The following is a 14801-nucleotide window of genomic DNA, read 5'->3' on the forward strand; positions in this document are numbered from 1 at the left end:
ATCCCTCATCAAAGAGTTTATTCAATACAAATATTAACCGGAGAACCCGATGAGCACAATTAATTTCGAACAAGGCATGATTGTTATAAATTCAATGACGGCATTAAAAAACACCCAACCGGAATATGATGGCCAACGCATCGTCTTAACCGAGTATTACCAAGGAAAAGGCCAAGGTGGGGGTGTATTCACAGGGCACATAAACGCTGAAAAAGTTATTGACGATGGTGGTTATTCAACACTTAAAGTCAATCAATCTACAGCAGCCTGGTATCGTAACGATTTAACCCAGCTTTCTTTATACGATGGGGGGTGTGATCCTACGCTTGCTGACAATGGCCCTCTTATTCAAAATATTGCATTAATAAGAGGTGAACGCTCCGTCAAGATTCCAAGCGGCTATTGGAATATTAAAACACCGATTGTCTTTCCAGCCAACAGTGGGATTGCTCTGTACGGTGAAAGCAGTTACAACGGCCGAGCCGTACTCATCTATAGCGGCCAGGACTTACCAGAACAGACTGATACAACAGGGATTATAACCATCGCCGCCGCTCAGGGGGAAATGACCTATAGCGGTGTCAGTTTCAGAAATTTCCAACTAAGAGGAAATAACAAGAGAATTAGTGGATTGAGTATAAAATATGCAGGCTATGTGCACACCCAGAATGTAAGCATTCTTTACTGTCGGGGCGCTGGCCTTTACCTGGATAAAGTTCAGGATAGTTATTTTAAATTCATTGAGGTTCAAGGCTGCGGTAGAACAGTGGGAGATTATGATAACTACCATGACATCACTGACTTTAACAAAATGCTTCTCGCCCCCGTTCACTTAACATCGACAATGCAAAATGACCACTGCAACATGCTGCGGTTCGAAGACTGCCAATGGGAGGCCAATTTGATAAGTCCGACAATCTATGTTAATGGCGGAATAGGGCTTTGGTTTAAAAATCTACATATGGAGCATCGCACCGGCCCGCTTCAAAAACTGATCGGCAACAACCCCAATGCAAGTTGCCTATTATACATGAATAATTCCGGTGAGGTTTATCTCAATGAAATTCAGGCATCGGAAGTAAAGCACCTGGTTTATAGTTCAGGATACGGTGTTTTATATGCTACCAATATTAACCGAGGAGGAAATATTACTCATGCGGCATCAGGTAAGCAATTCAATGTGTTCATGAATGGCTGCTGGCTTCAGGATATGGACTTTTCATCCAGTGTTAAAGCCATGATCAGCAATTGCCGATTAGCCAGTTTGACCTGGCGATACCCTGCTTATCCAAGTACCATTTCGGATACCCACTTTTCCGGCAATGTTGCACTTACAGAAGATGGGGCCAACCCACGTATCGATTTGGTCGACTGCCAATATGGCAGCGTAAAGAGCAACTCCAGCAATCTGCGTTTCCTCGGCGGGCGTTGCTCGGGAGATTTTAACTATGTCTCGCGATCAGGCGCGGGTTCGGTCATTGACGTTGACGTTGAAGGCAACACGACCATCAGCACCAGCTATGGCAGTTCATATCAGCCAGGAAAATCCAACTATACCGCAGTACGGATCGCCGACGGCCCCAAAGAACTTGGCGGCGTAATGCGCCCTATTGGTTCAGAATGGTTCAATACTGCTGTGACTGGTGACGAAGAGGGTGCCATCTATAGCTGGGTGAAAACGACAGCAGGGTGGCGCCCTTCCAGCCGGATCAGTCGTTTCGGCACGAGCTTATCATCCATGACGTTTGCTCAACTTCCTGCTGCTAGCGTTTGCAAAGGCACCGCTATTTTTTGCACCAATACTGCGGCAAATCCATCGGCACAAGCCATCATCAGTAACGGTTCGGATTGGGTCTATTTGGCAACCCCGGGGACCAAAGTTACCGCAGCCAATTGAATGAACGATATCAATGCCGCCCTACTTGGGCGGCATTTTCTCTCCGGCTACGTAACGCCCGAATGCCTTGTTCAGGCCTTTACGGAACAGCGGTTCCAGCACCAGCGCCAGCACGAAGCGCACCGGTTTGCGGCCGACGGTCTTCAACAGCCAGCCGGCGGCGCCCGCCGGGCCATAGTTCAATAACGCTATGATGATGACTTTAGCCAATGTCTTCAACATTGCCGCCGCTCCTCGTTTAAATCCACCCGTTCTGGCGGTGTTCGCAACATCGATTTTATTCATGACAATGCCCTCCGGCACAAGACGATTAATTGTACATTCAACGGGATAACGGCGGCGAAGATGCCCGGCCTGCACAGGCCGGGCATCGCAAGAAGGGTTACAGCTTGCGGAAACGGCTCTGTACGCCGAAGGTATCGGACGTTACGTAGCGCTCGACCTGACGCAGCTGCTGCTCGCCGCTGCCCAACTCATATTCCAGCTGATCGAGCAGCTGGCGCGGCGTCTTCTGATGCTCGCCTTCGAAACGGCTGGCCGGCGCTTCGTCCAACACGAACACCAGCGCGATATAGGCCACCAGCGTGAAGAAAAACAGCCCAAAGAACAGCGACAGCACCACCATCACGCGGATCAGGCGCACCGGCACGTCGAAATAGTGGGCCAACCCGGCGCAGACGCCTTTCACCATGCCTTCTTCGGGAACGCGATAAAGCTTTTTACTGCCCAGCGTCATGCTCATCAGGACTGTCTCCAGTTCGGGTGTTCCGCATCAAGGATCTCTTCCAGCGCCTGAATGCGTTCACGCATGCGTTTGGCGTCTTCCGCCAGCTGCGCCAGGCGCTGCATTTCTTGCTGACTCAGCTGGATGCCGGTCTGTTGCCGATTGCTGTAATGCAGCCAAAGCCAAATCGGCGCGACAAACAGCACGAAAATTGTCAGCGGAATGGCAAGTAATAAAGCACTCATTGTTATTCCTTCTTATCGGGTCCTGGATAGGCGGCCACCTCCGACGTGTGGCCGCGGTTCGCCTTACTCTGAGCGGTTCATCTTGGCTTTCAGCGCCGCCAGCTGCTCACTGATGGCGTCGTCGGCTTTCAGCTCGGCAAACTCTTGGTCCAGCGACTTCTTTTTACCGATGCTGATGCTTTCCGCCTCGGCTTCCATGTGGTCGATGCGGCGCTCGAACTGTTCGAAACGCGCCATCGCTTCATCCAGCTTGCCGCTGTCGAGCTGGCGGCGCACTTCACGGGAGGAAGACGCGGCCTGATGACGCAGCGCCAGCGCCTGCTGCCGCGCGCGGGTTTCGGTCAGCTTGTTTTCCAGCTCGCCGATTTCGCTCTTCATGCGCGCCAGCGTTTCTTCTACGGTCGCCACTTCTTGCGTCAGCGTGGCGATCAGATCGGCCACCTTTTGTTTTTCGATCAGCGCCGCACGGGCCAAATCTTCTTTATCTTTGCGCAGCGCCAGTTCGGCTTTTTCCTGCCAGTCACCTACCTGGCTTTCGCCCTGCTCGATGCGACGCAGCAGCTGCTTTTTCTCCGCCAGCGCACGCGCCGACGTAGAGCGAACTTCAACCAGCGTGTCTTCCATCTCTTGGATCATCAACCGCACCAGCTTCTGCGGATCTTCCGCCTTGTCCAGCAGGGTGTTGATGTTGGCGTTCACGATGTCGGCAAAACGAGAAAAAATACCCATAATTCACTTCCTCTTGGTTCTGATGGCGTCTGAAGCGCCGCGTTAAGTCGTACAGCTTGCCTGAAGATATAATCAAAACCCGTGCCAACTTTTATATCATTGATAAATAATGGATATTATTTTTTGACTCTCTGCGTGCTTGCTGTAGAGTGATTATTTTCACCAAACATTGGCGAATTTCATCATGAACGAGCAGCCAGAGAATTTGTTGGGCGAGGCAAACGCCTTTGTCGACGTATTGGAGCAAGTCTCCCAGGTGGCAAAGCTGAACAAACCGGTGCTGGTGATCGGCGAGCGCGGTACCGGCAAGGAGCTGATCGCCCACCGCCTGCACTACCTTTCCAACCGCTGGCAAGGGCCGTTCATCTCGCTCAACTGCGCGGCGCTGAATGAAAACCTGCTGGATTCCGAACTGTTCGGCCACGAGGCCGGCGCCTTTACCGGCGCCCAAAAGCGCCATCTGGGGCGCTTCGAGCGCGCCGACGGCGGCACGCTGTTTCTCGATGAGCTGGCGACCGCGCCGATGCTGGTGCAGGAGAAGCTGCTGCGGGTGATCGAATACGGCCAGTTGGAGCGCGTGGGCGGCAGCCAGCCGCTGCGGGTGGATGTGCGCCTGGTGTGCGCCACCAACGACGATCTGCCGGCGCTGGCGGCGGCGGGCAAATTCCGCGCCGATCTTCTGGATCGGCTGGCGTTCGACGTGGTGCAGCTGCCGCCGCTGCGCCAACGGCGGCCCGATATCATGCTGTTGGCCGAACATTTCGCCATTCAAATGTGCCGCGAGCTGGCGCTGCCGCTGTTTCCCGGCTTTACCGAGCATGCCAGGCGAACGTTGCTCGAGTATGGCTGGCCGGGCAACGTGCGTGAACTGAAAAACGTGGTCGAGCGCTCGGTTTATCGCCACGGCGACAGCGACAGCCCGCTTGACGAAATCATCATCAATCCGTTTGCGCCGCGTGAGGCGGCGCCGGTCGCGCCCGCCCCTGAAGGCGCCGGCGCGTTACCGGCGCTGCCGCTGGATTTGAAAAACTGGCAGCTGGAGCAGGAGAAGGTATTGATCGAAGCGGCGCTGCAGCAGGGGCGTTTCAATCAGCGCAAGGCGGCTCAGCTGCTGGGGCTCACCTATCATCAGCTGCGCGGCATGCTGAAAAAACATGCGCTGCTGCAAAACGGCGAGCAAGACGAGGATTAGTAACGCAGGGATTGGGTGCCGGTCTTTCCCGGCCGTCAGCTATTAGCCCCAGGTTGGGAGATGTGGCCTGAGGACGGCCGCCTGGAGATGTCGGCCTTTCCCGACGGTCACTTCACTGCGCGGGATTTTCCCGCCGATGAATCACCTTCTTGCAAGATCACTGCGGTATTTTCCCTGCCCGATAAATGACGCCGAGCGACAACGCGACGCAGACCAGAAAGGCATAGCGCAGACCGACAGTTTCGGATAAGAACCCGATTAACGGCGGCCCGATCAGCGTGCCCAGAAAGCCGATGGTCAACACCGCCGCGATGGCGGCGCTTGGCGCCATGGAAGAAGACCTTGCGGCCGCCCCCGCAACCAGCGGAATAATGACGCAAATGCCAAGCCCAACCAGGAAAAAACCGATTATCGATGTCACCAACCCCGGCAACCAGGTCGTTAGCGTCATGCCGGTGAACGCCAGCATTCCGCCCCACTGCAACGTTCTTCTCACTCCGATCCGATCAACGAACCGGTTCAACATGAGCCGACCGATCGTCATGGCCGCCATAAATACCGTAAAACCCAGGCCGATGTATTTTCGATCGACCGAGACGACATTCTGAAAATAAACGACGCTCCAGTCATACATGATGCCCTCACAAGCCATCGAGCAGAAAACGATCAGGCCATAGTTGAACAGCGAGCGGTCCGGGATGGCGAAAGCGCGCCCGGTCTGTTCCAACTCCGGTTTGTCGAACAATGCCCGCCGACACAGCAAGGCGGACACCAGAGCCACCGCCGCTATGCCAGTAAAGTGCAGCGGCAAGGCGACATCCCGACCGATCATTAGCGCCCCGATCCCTGCGCCGACGAACCCGGCCACGCCCCATATACCGTGAAAGAACGGCAGCCGCGTTTTACCGCTGACCGCCTCGGCGATACTGGCCTGCATGTTGTTAGAGACATTGACCGCGCTGTAAGCGAACCCGGAGAAAAACAGCAACGCCGCCAATTGAGGGACCGTCGCGGCAAAGGGCACCAGAAGCAAAAGCATGGCGTTGATCAGAATGGCCGCGACGCCGACCATCCTGCTGCCGAGTTTGGCGATCGCCCATCCCGATATCGGCAGCGACAAGACCACCCCGGCCGACATGGCGAACAGTACGCTGCCGAATACGCCGTCAGACAACGCGAGCCCTCCCTTGATCGTCGCCATCCTTGAGCTCAAACTGCCGAAACACAACCCCAGCATGAAAAACATGCTGGATATCGCCAGGTTTTTTTCTTTCATCATCGACATTATGGACGCTCCTCTTATCCGATTAGCGGCCTGCTCAGGCGAAGGCATCGACACCGGTCAGCGACGCCGAAAGCGCCCACAGACGCTGCGCCTGTTCCGGATCGATCGCGTATTCCTTCACGCCGACCAGCGCCTGACTGTCGTGTGCGGCGATACCGGCAATATCGCCATCCTCACAGTAAAGTCCTCCCAAACCCTGCAACTGCGGTGAGGTGGCGGCCCACACCTGAGTCGCGGCCCCCTGCTGAGGCGTTTTAAGGGCGTCGGGATCGGCCGGATTGCCGTCTTCGTCCATCCAGCCTAGGGCTATCATCTCTTCTCTCGATATGTGCCGCTGCAGCGGCGTGGCGATGCTGCCAGGATGCAGGCTAAATGCGCGGATCCCCCGCGAGCGGCCAAGAAGATCCAACCGGACGGCAAACAGGGCATTCGCCGTCTTCGACTGACCGTACGCCAGCCACTTGTCGTAACCGCGTTCGAACTGCACATCTTCCCAGCGGATCGCCGAATGGTGATGCCCGGCGGAGGAAACGCTGACCACCCGCCCGCCATCGGCAATGGCCGGCCACAGCAAATTGGTCAGCGCATAGTGGCCGAGATGGTTGGTGGCGAACTGCCTTTCCCAACCGCGCCCCACCCGCGCCTCCGGGCATGCCATCACTCCGGCGTTGTTGATGACAATATCCGCCCGTAGGCTCGATGCGGTAAAGTCTGCGGCGAATCGGCGCACGCTGTTTAAATCGGCGAGATCGAGTTCGGCGATCTCGACGCCGGCGCTCTGCCCTAACACCTCTTTGGCTGCCGCCGGTGCCCGGCAAGCGACGATGACCCGTGCGCCGGCGTCGGCCAGCGCCAGCGTCGTCTCCAGACCGAGACCTGAATGACCACCGGTGACGATGGCCTGAGTGCCTGACAGATCCAGGCCCGTTAGCACCTCGCCGGCGGTCGTTTTGGGCCCGAATCCTGAGTTGATGGGGGTTTGTTGGATAATCACAGGCTTTCTCCTCGCGGTTAACAGTGGCAGGCCAAACGCAGCCGGCGCGTCGATGAGGAGGAGTATGAAATTCCGTCGCGGGACTGTGAATGTATGAAAGCCCGAACTTCTGTCGAGATCGTCCAGGTTGAACAGCAGAGTGCGGATATGCTGTTTGCCAGGCGAGGTTTCCGGTCTGAGGCAGGCAAAAAAAAAGCCAGCACCCGAGCTGGCTTAAAAAACACTGGAAGCAATGTGAGCAATGTCGTGCCTTCCACATCAGAGCCGCAAACTGTGGCCTTCCGTGAACTGCCAGGCGATGATAATAGTTATCAGTATCGTCTGTAAAGCACTTTGTTGAGAATTTTTCTCATTTCCACACGAAGATTGCGCAATTACCACTCAGGGAACGGGTCAGCCATGTCCAGCCAGTAGTCCACGCCGGCGGCCATTTCATCGTCGCTCAGCAGGCATTCGTCCAGCAAACGCACGATCGTCGCCTGCTGCAGATGCTGGCCGATAAACACCAGCTCCTGGCGCATGTCGCCGAACGGCTCCACCCATTTTTCCTGAATGTGCGCCCGCGCTTCGGGATCCTGCGGCCAGTTCTTTTGCGGGATGGCGCGCCAAAAGGTGCCCGCGAGGCCGTAGTGGGCGATGCCCCCTGCCTGGCTCCACTGCCCGGCCTGCCGCGGCCGCGTCGCCAGCCAGAAAAAGCCTTTCGAGCGCAGCAGCTTGCCGCCGCCCCAGTCGCCGTTGATCACGCGGTAAAACTTGTCAGGCGCAAACGGCCGCCGCGCCTGATAGACGAAGCTGCTGATGCCGTAGTTTTCCGTTTCCGGCACGTGTTCGCCGCGCAGCTCTTTCAGCCAGCCGGGCGCCTGCTGCGCCTTTTCAAAGCTGAAGCTGCCGGTATTCAGCACCGCCTCCAGCGGCAGCTTACCCGGCGCGATCGGCACAATGCGGGCATCGGGGTTCAGGCTGGCCAACAGCGCCATCACTTCGCCCTGCTGGGCTGGCGTCAACAGATCGGTCTTGCTGACCAGCATCACGTCGCAAAATTCAATTTGCTCAATCAACAGATCCGCCACGCTGCGCAGATCGTCCTCGCCCAGGCTTTGGCCGGCCTCCTGCAGGCTTTGCGCCCGTTGGTACTGCTGGATGAAATTCACCCCGTCGACCACCGTCACCAGAGTATCCAGCCGGGCGAACTGCGACAGGCTTTCCCCTTGTTCATCCTCGAAGGTAAAGGTTTCCGCCACCGGCAGCGGCTCGGAGATGCCGCTCGATTCGATCAGCAGGTAATCGAAACGCCCGTCCTGCGCCAGCTCACGCACCGATACCAGCAGGTCTTCGCGCAGCGTGCAGCAAATGCAGCCGTTGCTCATCTCCACCAGCTTCTCTTCCTGGCGATCGAGATGCACGGCATTTTCCACCAGCGCGGCGTCGATGTTTACTTCGCTCATGTCGTTGACGATCACCGCCACACGCATGCCCTGCCGGTTGTTCAGGATGTGGTTCAGCACCGTAGTCTTGCCGGCGCCGAGAAAGCCGGAAAGCACGGTCACGGGAAGTTGTTTCATGGGAGCCTCATTAAAATTCATTGCGTAATGCCTGATAGCCGCGCACCAGTTCGACGTTGGTGGCGGCCACTTCTTCCGAAAACTGCAGCGCGCCGCGATCGACCTGGCGATAGCGCGACAGGTCGCTGTCCGGCCCTACGCGCTCGGTCGAGGGGATATAGCGGTTTTCCGGCAGTGTCACGCCGTCCACCACCGCGTTGTAACGCACCACGCAGCCGGACTGGATGTGGCAGTTGAACAGCACGCTGTTGAAACCGATAAACACCCGATCGTCGATGCGACACGGGCCGTGGACAATGGCGCGGTGGGCGATCGAGCTGTAACGGCCAATGATGACCGCCGCCCCGCTCTTGGAGTGGATCACCACGCCGTCCTGAATATTGGAGTGCGAGCCGATGACGATCGGTTCCATGTCGCCAGCGGCGTTCAACTCGTCGGCGCGGATCACCGCATACGGGCCGACGTAGACGAAATCTTCGACGATCACCCGGCCGCAGATAATGGCGGTGGGATCGATGTAGGCCAGCGGCGAGACCTGCGGCAGATGGCCGCTGGGATTTTTACGCAGCATGATTTTCTCCCCGCCAGCTCAGCTCCGCCACCGCATTGTGGGCATGCAGGCTCTCCTGATGCTCGACACGCAGCGAGAAGGCGCGGTAATCGCACTGGCTGCGCAACATGCGATACAGACGCCGCGCCGCGTCCTCGCAAAACATCAGGTTCTGCCCGTTGGCCAGCGCGAAGGCCTGTTCGTCGCGGCGTTTCACCAGCGTTTGTACCGGCGTGCCCAGCGCGTGTTCGATGCGATCGATCAATTTCACCGGTTCGAACGCCCGTTCATTCTCGGGCGTCACGGTGACCCAGGCCCAGCTGCGCTGGCTGTGAGGGGTGGCCGGCATTCCCTGCTCCAACAGCCACTCGCTCACCTGCCGTTGGCTGATCCGCTCCGCCGCCTGTTCAAAATCAAACTGAAACTGTTGCTGCGCCAACTGACGGCTGAGCGCCGCCGAACTCGGGCAGGTCGAGGAGTAAGGTACGCCGACGGTCAGCGCCAGCGTCAGCCTGTCCGTCAGGGTGGCCTCGATGCGCAGCGGGTAAGCCTTCCAGCCGCGCTGCGGCGACAGCAACGCCGGGCGCGACAGCAGCAGCTCGCCGCTGAGCGTCAGGCTGGCGCGATCGCTGTGTTCCGGCTGCGAATCCAGAAAGGCCTGCAGCGTTCGGCCGAGGCGCTGCGGCGTCAGCTCGCCCTGCGTCAATTCGTCCAGCGCCAGATACAGCCGCGACATGTGAATGCCGCGTTCGCCCGCCGCTTCGGCGCGCAGGTTGATGCCGGCGTCGACCTTGGCCATCAGTGGCTTGCCGGCCAGCTCCAGCGGCAGCGCGATCCCTTGCATCCCGACCCAATCGAGCCCGACATCACTCATTTCGCCGCGCCATGCCTGAGCGTCCGGCAGCGAACGGCGTGGTGGAAGTGCAACTTCGTTCATACATCCCCTTGCGTTATTGTGACTTTGCCGGGGAACGGTATCATGATTTTGTTATGTTATAACATATCAAGTAAGATTTTTTTCACGATCGCGAACGACATGATTAATCAAGTCGCAGAAAACTCAGTGATTTTGCTCAATGGATTGGGCTGCCGGTCAGAGTGCGATACACTAACGCTATTGCTGATTAACCCATGAGCCTCTATGCGTGGTTTACCCCTTTGGATAGTGTCGTTGTGCTTTACCGGCTCCGCCCTGGCCACAACAACACCGCCCGCGCCCGCCGCGGCGCCGCTGCCGGACATTCGCCAGAGCGGCTTTGTCTATTGCGTCAGCGGCATACTGAATACCTTCAACCCGCAAATGGCCAGCAGCGGCCTGACGGTGGATACCCTGGCCGCCCAGCTGTACGATCGCCTGCTGGATGTCGATCCCTACACCTACCGGCTGATCCCCGAGTTGGCGCAAAGCTGGGAAGTGCTGGACAACGGCGCCACCTACCGCTTCCATCTGCGCAAGGACGTGCCGTTCCAGACCACCGCCTGGTTCACGCCCACCCGCAAGATGAACGCCGACGACGTGGTGTTCAGCTTCGCGCGCGTATTTGACCAAAAACACCCGTATCACGACGTCAACGGCGGCGAATACCCCTATTTCGACAGCCTGCAGTTCGGCGATTCGGTGCAGAGCGTGAGAAAGCTCGACGACTACACGGTGGAGATCCGCCTGCAGTCGCCGGACGCCTCGTTCCTGTGGCACCTGGCGACCCACTACGCGCCGGTGCTGTCCGCCGAGTACGCCGACACGCTGACGCGCGAAGGCCATCAGGAGCTGATCGACCGCGAACCGGTCGGCAGTGGCCCGTTCCTGCTCAACGAATACCGCTCGGGGCAATATATTCGCCTGGCGCGCAACGCCGCCTACTGGAAAGGCCTGCCGCGCATGCCGCAGGTGGTGATCGATCTGGGCGCCGGCGGCACCGGCCGCCTCTCCAAACTGCTGACCGGCGAGTGCGACGTGCTGGCCTATCCGGCGGCGAGCCAGCTGTCTATCCTGCGCGACGATCCGCGCCTGCGCCTGACGCTGCGCCCGGGGATGAACATCGCCTATCTGGCGTTCAACACCCGCAAGCCGCCGCTCGACAACCTCAACGTGCGCCAGGCGATCTCGCTGGCGATCAACAACCAGCGGTTGATGCAATCGATCTATTACGGCACGGCGGAAACCGCCGCCTCGATCCTGCCGCGCGCCTCCTGGGCCTACGACAACGACGCGCACGTCACCGAGTACGATCCGGCCAAATCGCGCGAAATGCTGCGGCAGGCCGGCGTCGGCCAGCTGAACCTGAAGCTGTGGGTGCCGACCGCCTCGCAGTCTTACAACCCGAGCCCGCTGAAGACCGCCGAGCTGATCCAGGCCGATCTCGGCCAGGTGGGCATCAACGTCACCATTGTGCCGGTGGAAGGCCGTTTCCAGGAAGCGCGCCTGATGGAGATGAACCACGATCTGACCCTGACCGGCTGGGCCACCGACAGCAACGATCCGGACAGCTTCTTCCGGCCGCTGCTGAGCTGCGCGGCAATCCGTTCGCAAACCAACTATGCTCACTGGTGTGACCCGGGCTTCGACGAGGTGCTGCAGAACGCGCTGCTGTCGCAGCAGCTGTCTCAGCGCATCGACAACTACCGCAAGGCGCAGAAGATCCTCGAGCAGCAACTGCCGGTGCTGCCGCTGGCCTCTTCCCTGCGGCTGCAGGCCTACCGCTACGATATCAAGGGATTGGTGCTGAGCCCGTTCGGCAACGCCTCGTTCGCCGGGGTGTACCGTGAATCCGCGCCGGAGGTGAAAAAGTGATTATCTTTACCCTGCGCCGCATTCTGCTGCTGCTGATCACGCTGTTCTTCCTGACGCTGGTCAGCTTCAGCCTGAGCTATTTCACGCCGCGCGCGCCGCTGAACGGCGCCGCCCTGCTGGACGCCTATCAGTTCTACTTCGTCAGCCTGCTGCACTGGGACTTCGGCGTCTCCAGCATCAACGGCCAGGCGATCAGCGAACAGCTGCGTGAAGTGTTCCCGGCCACCATGGAACTGTGCCTGCTGGCCTTCGCCCTGGCACTGTTTATCGGCATTCCGCTGGGCATCATCGCCGGCGTGCTGCGCGGCAAGTGGCAGGACACCGCCATCAGCACCTTCGCGCTGCTAGGCTTTTCGATGCCGGTGTTCTGGCTGGCGCTGCTGCTGATGCTGTTCTTCTCGCTGCATCTGGGCTGGCTGCCGGTATCCGGCCGTTTCGACCTGCTGTATCAGGTGAAGCCGATCACCGGTTTCGCGCTGATTGACGCCTGGCTGTCGGACTCGCCGTACCGCGCCGAGATGATCGGCAGCGCCCTGCGCCACATGATCCTGCCGATCGCCGCGCTGGCGGTGGCGCCCACCACCGAAGTGGTGCGCCTGATGCGCATCAGCACCGACGACGTGCTGAGCCAAAACTACATCAAGGCCGCCGCCACCCGCGGTCTGTCGCGCTTCACCATCATTCGCCGCCACGTGTTGCACAACGCGCTGCCGCCGATCGTGCCCAAGCTGGGGCTGCAGTTCTCCACCATGCTCACGCTGGCGATGATCACCGAAGTGGTGTTCAGCTGGCCGGGCCTCGGCCGCTGGCTGATCAACGCCATTCGCCAGCAGGACTATGCGGCGATCTCCGCCGGTGTCATGGTGGTCGGCACGCTGGTGATCACCATTAACGTCCTGGCCGATATTCTGGGTGCGGCAACCAACCCGCTGAAACATAAGGAATGGTATGCCCTTCGATAACGTATACCGCGAGAAAAAAATGCCGAGCCCGCTGCGCTACACCTGGCGGATTTTTTACGGCGACGCGCTGGCGATGATCGGTTTTTACGGGGTGATCGCCCTGCTGCTGCTGTCGCTGTTCGGCAGCCTGCTGGCGCCCTACGCGCTGGATCAGCAGTTCCTCGGCTATCAGCTGCTGCCGCCTTCCTGGTCGCGCTACGGCAACGTGTCGTTCTTTCTCGGCACCGACGATCTCGGGCGCGACATCCTCAGCCGCCTGTTGACCGGCACTGCCGCCACCTTCGGCTCGGCGCTGGCGGTGACGCTGGCCGCGGCGTTCTGCGGGGTGATCCTCGGCGTGTTCGCCGGCGTCACCCACGGGCTGCGTTCGGCGGTGCTCAATCACATCCTCGATACCCTGCTGTCCATTCCCTCGCTGCTGCTGGCGATCGTGGTGGTGGCGTTTATCGGCCCCAAACTTGAACACGCCATGCTGGCGGTGTGGCTCGCCTTGCTGCCGCGCATGGTGCGCACCATCTACAGCGCGGTACACGACGAGCTGGAGAAAGAGTACGTGGTGGCGGCGCGGCTCGACGGCGCTTCCACGCTGCAGATCCTGTGGTACGCCGTCATGCCGAACATCGCCGCGGTGCTGGTGACCGAGTTCACCCGCGCGTTGTCGATGGCCATTTTGGACATCGCCGCGCTCGGCTTCCTCGATCTCGGCGCGCAGCTGCCTTCGCCGGAATGGGGAGCGATGCTTGGCGATTCGCTCGAGCTGGTGTACGTCGCCCCCTGGACGGTGATGCTGCCCGGCGCGGCCATCCTCGTCAGCGTGCTGCTGGTTAACCTGTTAGGCGACGGTATGCGCCGCGCAATCAATGCCGGGGTGGAATAATGCCGTTACTCGATATCCGCAATCTGACGATTGAATTTATGACCGCCGAAGGGCCGGTCAAGGCGGTCGATCGCGTCAGCATGACGCTGACCGAGGGCGAGGTGCGCGGCCTGGTGGGTGAATCGGGCTCCGGCAAGAGCCTGATCGCCAAGGCCATCTGCGGCGTAACCAAAGACAACTGGCGCGTCACCGCCGACCGTTTCCGCTTCGACGACATCGATCTGCTGCAGCTGAGCCCGCGCGAGCGGCGCAGGCTGGTAGGCCACAACGTCTCGATGATTTTCCAGGAGCCGCAGTCCTGTCTCGATCCTTCCGAGAGCATCGGCCGCCAGCTGGCGCAGGCGATCCCGGGCTGGACTTATAAAGGCCACTGGTGGCAGCGCTTCAACTGGCGCAAACGCCGCGCCATCGAATTGCTGCACCGCGTCGGCATCAAGGATCACGACGACATCATGGGCAGCTTCCCGTACGAGCTGACCGAAGGCGAGTGTCAGAAAGTGATGATCGCCATCGCGCTGGCCAACCAGCCGCGCCTGCTGATCGCCGATGAGCCAACCAACGCCATGGAGCCGACCACCCAGGCGCAGATTTTCCGCCTGTTGGCGCGCCTCAATCAGAACAACAACACCACCATCCTGCTGATCAGCCATGATTTGCAGATGATGAGTAAATGGGCCGACCGGGTGAACGTGCTGTACTGCGGGCAAACGGTGGAAAGCGCCCAGTGCGAAGAGCTGCTGGCGGCACCGCACCACCCTTACACCCAGGCGCTGATCCGCGCCATGCCGGACTTCGGCCGCTCGCTGCCGCACAAGAGCCGGTTGAACACGCTGCCGGGCGCCATTCCTTCGCTGGAACACCTGCCTATCGGCTGCCGTCTGGGGCCGCGCTGCCCTTACGCGCAGAAGAAGTGCATCGAAACGCCGCGCCTGCGCCCGGTCAAAAACCACTTCTTCGCCTGCCACTTCCCGCTGAACATGGAGGAGCAATAAC

At 59.2% G+C, this 14801-nt stretch carries 16 protein-coding genes; 7 read left to right on the forward strand and 9 right to left on the reverse strand.

Annotation, left to right across the window (positions count from 1 at the left end; all coding sequences use genetic code 11):
• Nucleotides 1-49: 49 nt before the first annotated feature.
• Nucleotides 50-1897 carry a hypothetical protein gene (locus ACJ8IM_RS24305; RefSeq protein WP_033653053.1) on the forward strand — a complete coding sequence of 616 codons (1848 nt, stop codon included), beginning with the start codon at nucleotides 50-52 and terminating at the stop codon, nucleotides 1895-1897.
• 21 nt (nucleotides 1898-1918) lie between these two features.
• Here the strand turns inward: ACJ8IM_RS24305 and pspD are convergent, their stop codons facing one another.
• The 4 genes from pspD to pspA form a co-directional block, all read right to left on the reverse strand.
• Nucleotides 1919-2182 carry a phage shock protein PspD gene (gene pspD, locus ACJ8IM_RS24310; RefSeq protein ID WP_072008383.1) on the reverse strand — a complete coding sequence of 88 codons (264 nt, stop codon included), beginning with the start codon at nucleotides 2180-2182 and terminating at the stop codon, nucleotides 1919-1921.
• A 97-nt stretch (nucleotides 2183-2279) separates the two neighbouring features.
• Complete coding sequence (gene pspC, locus ACJ8IM_RS24315) at nucleotides 2280-2639, reverse strand: envelope stress response membrane protein PspC (protein WP_033643233.1); 360 nt, start codon at nucleotides 2637-2639, stop codon at nucleotides 2280-2282.
• The gene (gene pspB, locus ACJ8IM_RS24320; RefSeq protein WP_004930553.1) at nucleotides 2639-2866 is read right to left on the reverse strand and encodes an envelope stress response membrane protein PspB; all 228 of its coding nucleotides are present in this window, start codon (nucleotides 2864-2866) and stop codon (nucleotides 2639-2641) included. The genes pspC and pspB overlap by 1 nt, the downstream gene beginning before the upstream one ends.
• Nucleotides 2867-2929: 63 nt before the next feature.
• Nucleotides 2930-3595: a phage shock protein PspA gene (pspA, locus tag ACJ8IM_RS24325; RefSeq protein ID WP_033634686.1), complete on the reverse strand. Its 666-nt coding sequence runs from the start codon at nucleotides 3593-3595 to the stop codon at nucleotides 2930-2932.
• 184 nt (nucleotides 3596-3779) lie between these two features.
• Here pspA and pspF point away from each other — a divergent pair, with 184 nt between their 5' ends.
• A complete protein-coding gene (pspF, locus tag ACJ8IM_RS24330) occupies nucleotides 3780-4787 on the forward strand; it encodes a phage shock protein operon transcriptional activator (protein ID WP_033653051.1) in 1008 nt (335 codons plus the stop codon).
• A gap of 157 nt (nucleotides 4788-4944) precedes the next feature.
• Here pspF and ACJ8IM_RS24335 read toward each other — a convergent pair whose 3' ends face one another.
• Nucleotides 4945-6072 (reverse strand): MFS transporter, encoded by a 1128-nt coding sequence (locus ACJ8IM_RS24335; RefSeq protein WP_033653050.1) that lies wholly within the window; start codon nucleotides 6070-6072, stop codon nucleotides 4945-4947.
• A gap of 34 nt (nucleotides 6073-6106) precedes the next feature.
• Complete coding sequence (locus tag ACJ8IM_RS24340; RefSeq protein ID WP_033653049.1) at nucleotides 6107-7066, reverse strand: SDR family NAD(P)-dependent oxidoreductase; 960 nt, start codon at nucleotides 7064-7066, stop codon at nucleotides 6107-6109.
• Between the two features lie 93 nt (nucleotides 7067-7159).
• On the opposite strand from ACJ8IM_RS24340, the gene ACJ8IM_RS24345 reads away from it, so the two are divergent.
• Nucleotides 7160-7393 carry a hypothetical protein gene (locus ACJ8IM_RS24345; protein WP_154231882.1) on the forward strand — a complete coding sequence of 78 codons (234 nt, stop codon included), beginning with the start codon at nucleotides 7160-7162 and terminating at the stop codon, nucleotides 7391-7393.
• 47 nt (nucleotides 7394-7440) lie between these two features.
• Here the strand turns inward: ACJ8IM_RS24345 and zigA are convergent, their stop codons facing one another.
• From zigA to folE2, 3 genes are read right to left on the reverse strand one after another with little or no spacing between them, the layout of a single operon-like run.
• Nucleotides 7441-8628, reverse strand: coding sequence for a zinc metallochaperone GTPase ZigA (gene zigA / locus ACJ8IM_RS24350; protein ID WP_033648451.1), 1188 nt, complete (start codon nucleotides 8626-8628; stop codon nucleotides 7441-7443).
• 10 nt (nucleotides 8629-8638) lie between these two features.
• Nucleotides 8639-9199 (reverse strand): carbonate dehydratase, encoded by a 561-nt coding sequence (locus ACJ8IM_RS24355; protein ID WP_033634689.1) that lies wholly within the window; start codon nucleotides 9197-9199, stop codon nucleotides 8639-8641.
• Nucleotides 9189-10115, reverse strand: coding sequence for a GTP cyclohydrolase FolE2 (gene folE2, locus ACJ8IM_RS24360; protein WP_033653048.1), 927 nt, complete (start codon nucleotides 10113-10115; stop codon nucleotides 9189-9191). The genes ACJ8IM_RS24355 and folE2 overlap by 11 nt, the downstream gene beginning before the upstream one ends.
• A 204-nt stretch (nucleotides 10116-10319) precedes the next feature.
• Here folE2 and sapA point away from each other — a divergent pair, with 204 nt between their 5' ends.
• Genes sapA through sapD form a run of 4 tightly spaced genes read left to right on the forward strand, consistent with a single transcriptional unit; the run spans nucleotide 10320 to nucleotide 14800 of the window.
• Nucleotides 10320-11969: an ABC transporter substrate-binding protein SapA gene (gene sapA / locus ACJ8IM_RS24365; protein ID WP_033648454.1), complete on the forward strand. Its 1650-nt coding sequence runs from the start codon at nucleotides 10320-10322 to the stop codon at nucleotides 11967-11969.
• Nucleotides 11966-12931 (forward strand): putrescine export ABC transporter permease SapB, encoded by a 966-nt coding sequence (gene sapB, locus ACJ8IM_RS24370; RefSeq protein ID WP_004930575.1) that lies wholly within the window; start codon nucleotides 11966-11968, stop codon nucleotides 12929-12931. The genes sapA and sapB overlap by 4 nt, the downstream gene beginning before the upstream one ends.
• Nucleotides 12918-13808, forward strand: a complete 891-nt coding sequence (gene sapC, locus ACJ8IM_RS24375) for a putrescine export ABC transporter permease SapC (protein WP_004930580.1) — start codon at nucleotides 12918-12920, stop codon at nucleotides 13806-13808. The genes sapB and sapC overlap by 14 nt, the downstream gene beginning before the upstream one ends.
• Entirely contained in the window at nucleotides 13808-14800 is a 993-nt protein-coding gene (gene sapD, locus ACJ8IM_RS24380; protein WP_004930587.1) for a putrescine export ABC transporter ATP-binding protein SapD, read from the forward strand. Before sapC ends, sapD begins: the two co-directional genes overlap by 1 nt.
• Nucleotide 14801 lies beyond the last annotated feature (1 nt).

The sequence above is a fragment of the Serratia sp. CY33525 genome (genome assembly GCF_052169115.1).
GTDB classification, from domain to species: Bacteria; Pseudomonadota; Gammaproteobacteria; order Enterobacterales; family Enterobacteriaceae; genus Serratia; species Serratia sarumanii.

Excerpts from the sequence above, each read along its gene's own strand:
- ACJ8IM_RS24305 (WP_033653053.1), top strand. The coding sequence starts at position 50 with ATGAGCACAATTAATTTCGAACAAGGCATGATTGTTATAAATTCAATG.
- pspD (WP_072008383.1), bottom strand. The coding sequence starts at position 2,182 with ATGAATAAAATCGATGTTGCGAACACCGCCAGAACGGGTGGATTTAAA.
- pspC (WP_033643233.1), bottom strand. The coding sequence starts at position 2,639 with ATGAGCATGACGCTGGGCAGTAAAAAGCTTTATCGCGTTCCCGAAGAA.
- pspB (WP_004930553.1), bottom strand. The coding sequence starts at position 2,866 with ATGAGTGCTTTATTACTTGCCATTCCGCTGACAATTTTCGTGCTGTTT.
- pspA (WP_033634686.1), bottom strand. The coding sequence starts at position 3,595 with ATGGGTATTTTTTCTCGTTTTGCCGACATCGTGAACGCCAACATCAAC.
- pspF (WP_033653051.1), top strand. The coding sequence starts at position 3,780 with ATGAACGAGCAGCCAGAGAATTTGTTGGGCGAGGCAAACGCCTTTGTC.
- ACJ8IM_RS24335 (WP_033653050.1), bottom strand. The coding sequence starts at position 6,072 with ATGTCGATGATGAAAGAAAAAAACCTGGCGATATCCAGCATGTTTTTC.
- ACJ8IM_RS24345 (WP_154231882.1), top strand. The coding sequence starts at position 7,160 with ATGAAAGCCCGAACTTCTGTCGAGATCGTCCAGGTTGAACAGCAGAGT.
- zigA (WP_033648451.1), bottom strand. The coding sequence starts at position 8,628 with ATGAAACAACTTCCCGTGACCGTGCTTTCCGGCTTTCTCGGCGCCGGC.
- ACJ8IM_RS24355 (WP_033634689.1), bottom strand. The coding sequence starts at position 9,199 with ATGCTGCGTAAAAATCCCAGCGGCCATCTGCCGCAGGTCTCGCCGCTG.
- folE2 (WP_033653048.1), bottom strand. The coding sequence starts at position 10,115 with ATGAACGAAGTTGCACTTCCACCACGCCGTTCGCTGCCGGACGCTCAG.
- sapA (WP_033648454.1), top strand. The coding sequence starts at position 10,320 with ATGCGTGGTTTACCCCTTTGGATAGTGTCGTTGTGCTTTACCGGCTCC.
- sapC (WP_004930580.1), top strand. The coding sequence starts at position 12,918 with ATGCCCTTCGATAACGTATACCGCGAGAAAAAAATGCCGAGCCCGCTG.
- sapD (WP_004930587.1), top strand. The coding sequence starts at position 13,808 with ATGCCGTTACTCGATATCCGCAATCTGACGATTGAATTTATGACCGCC.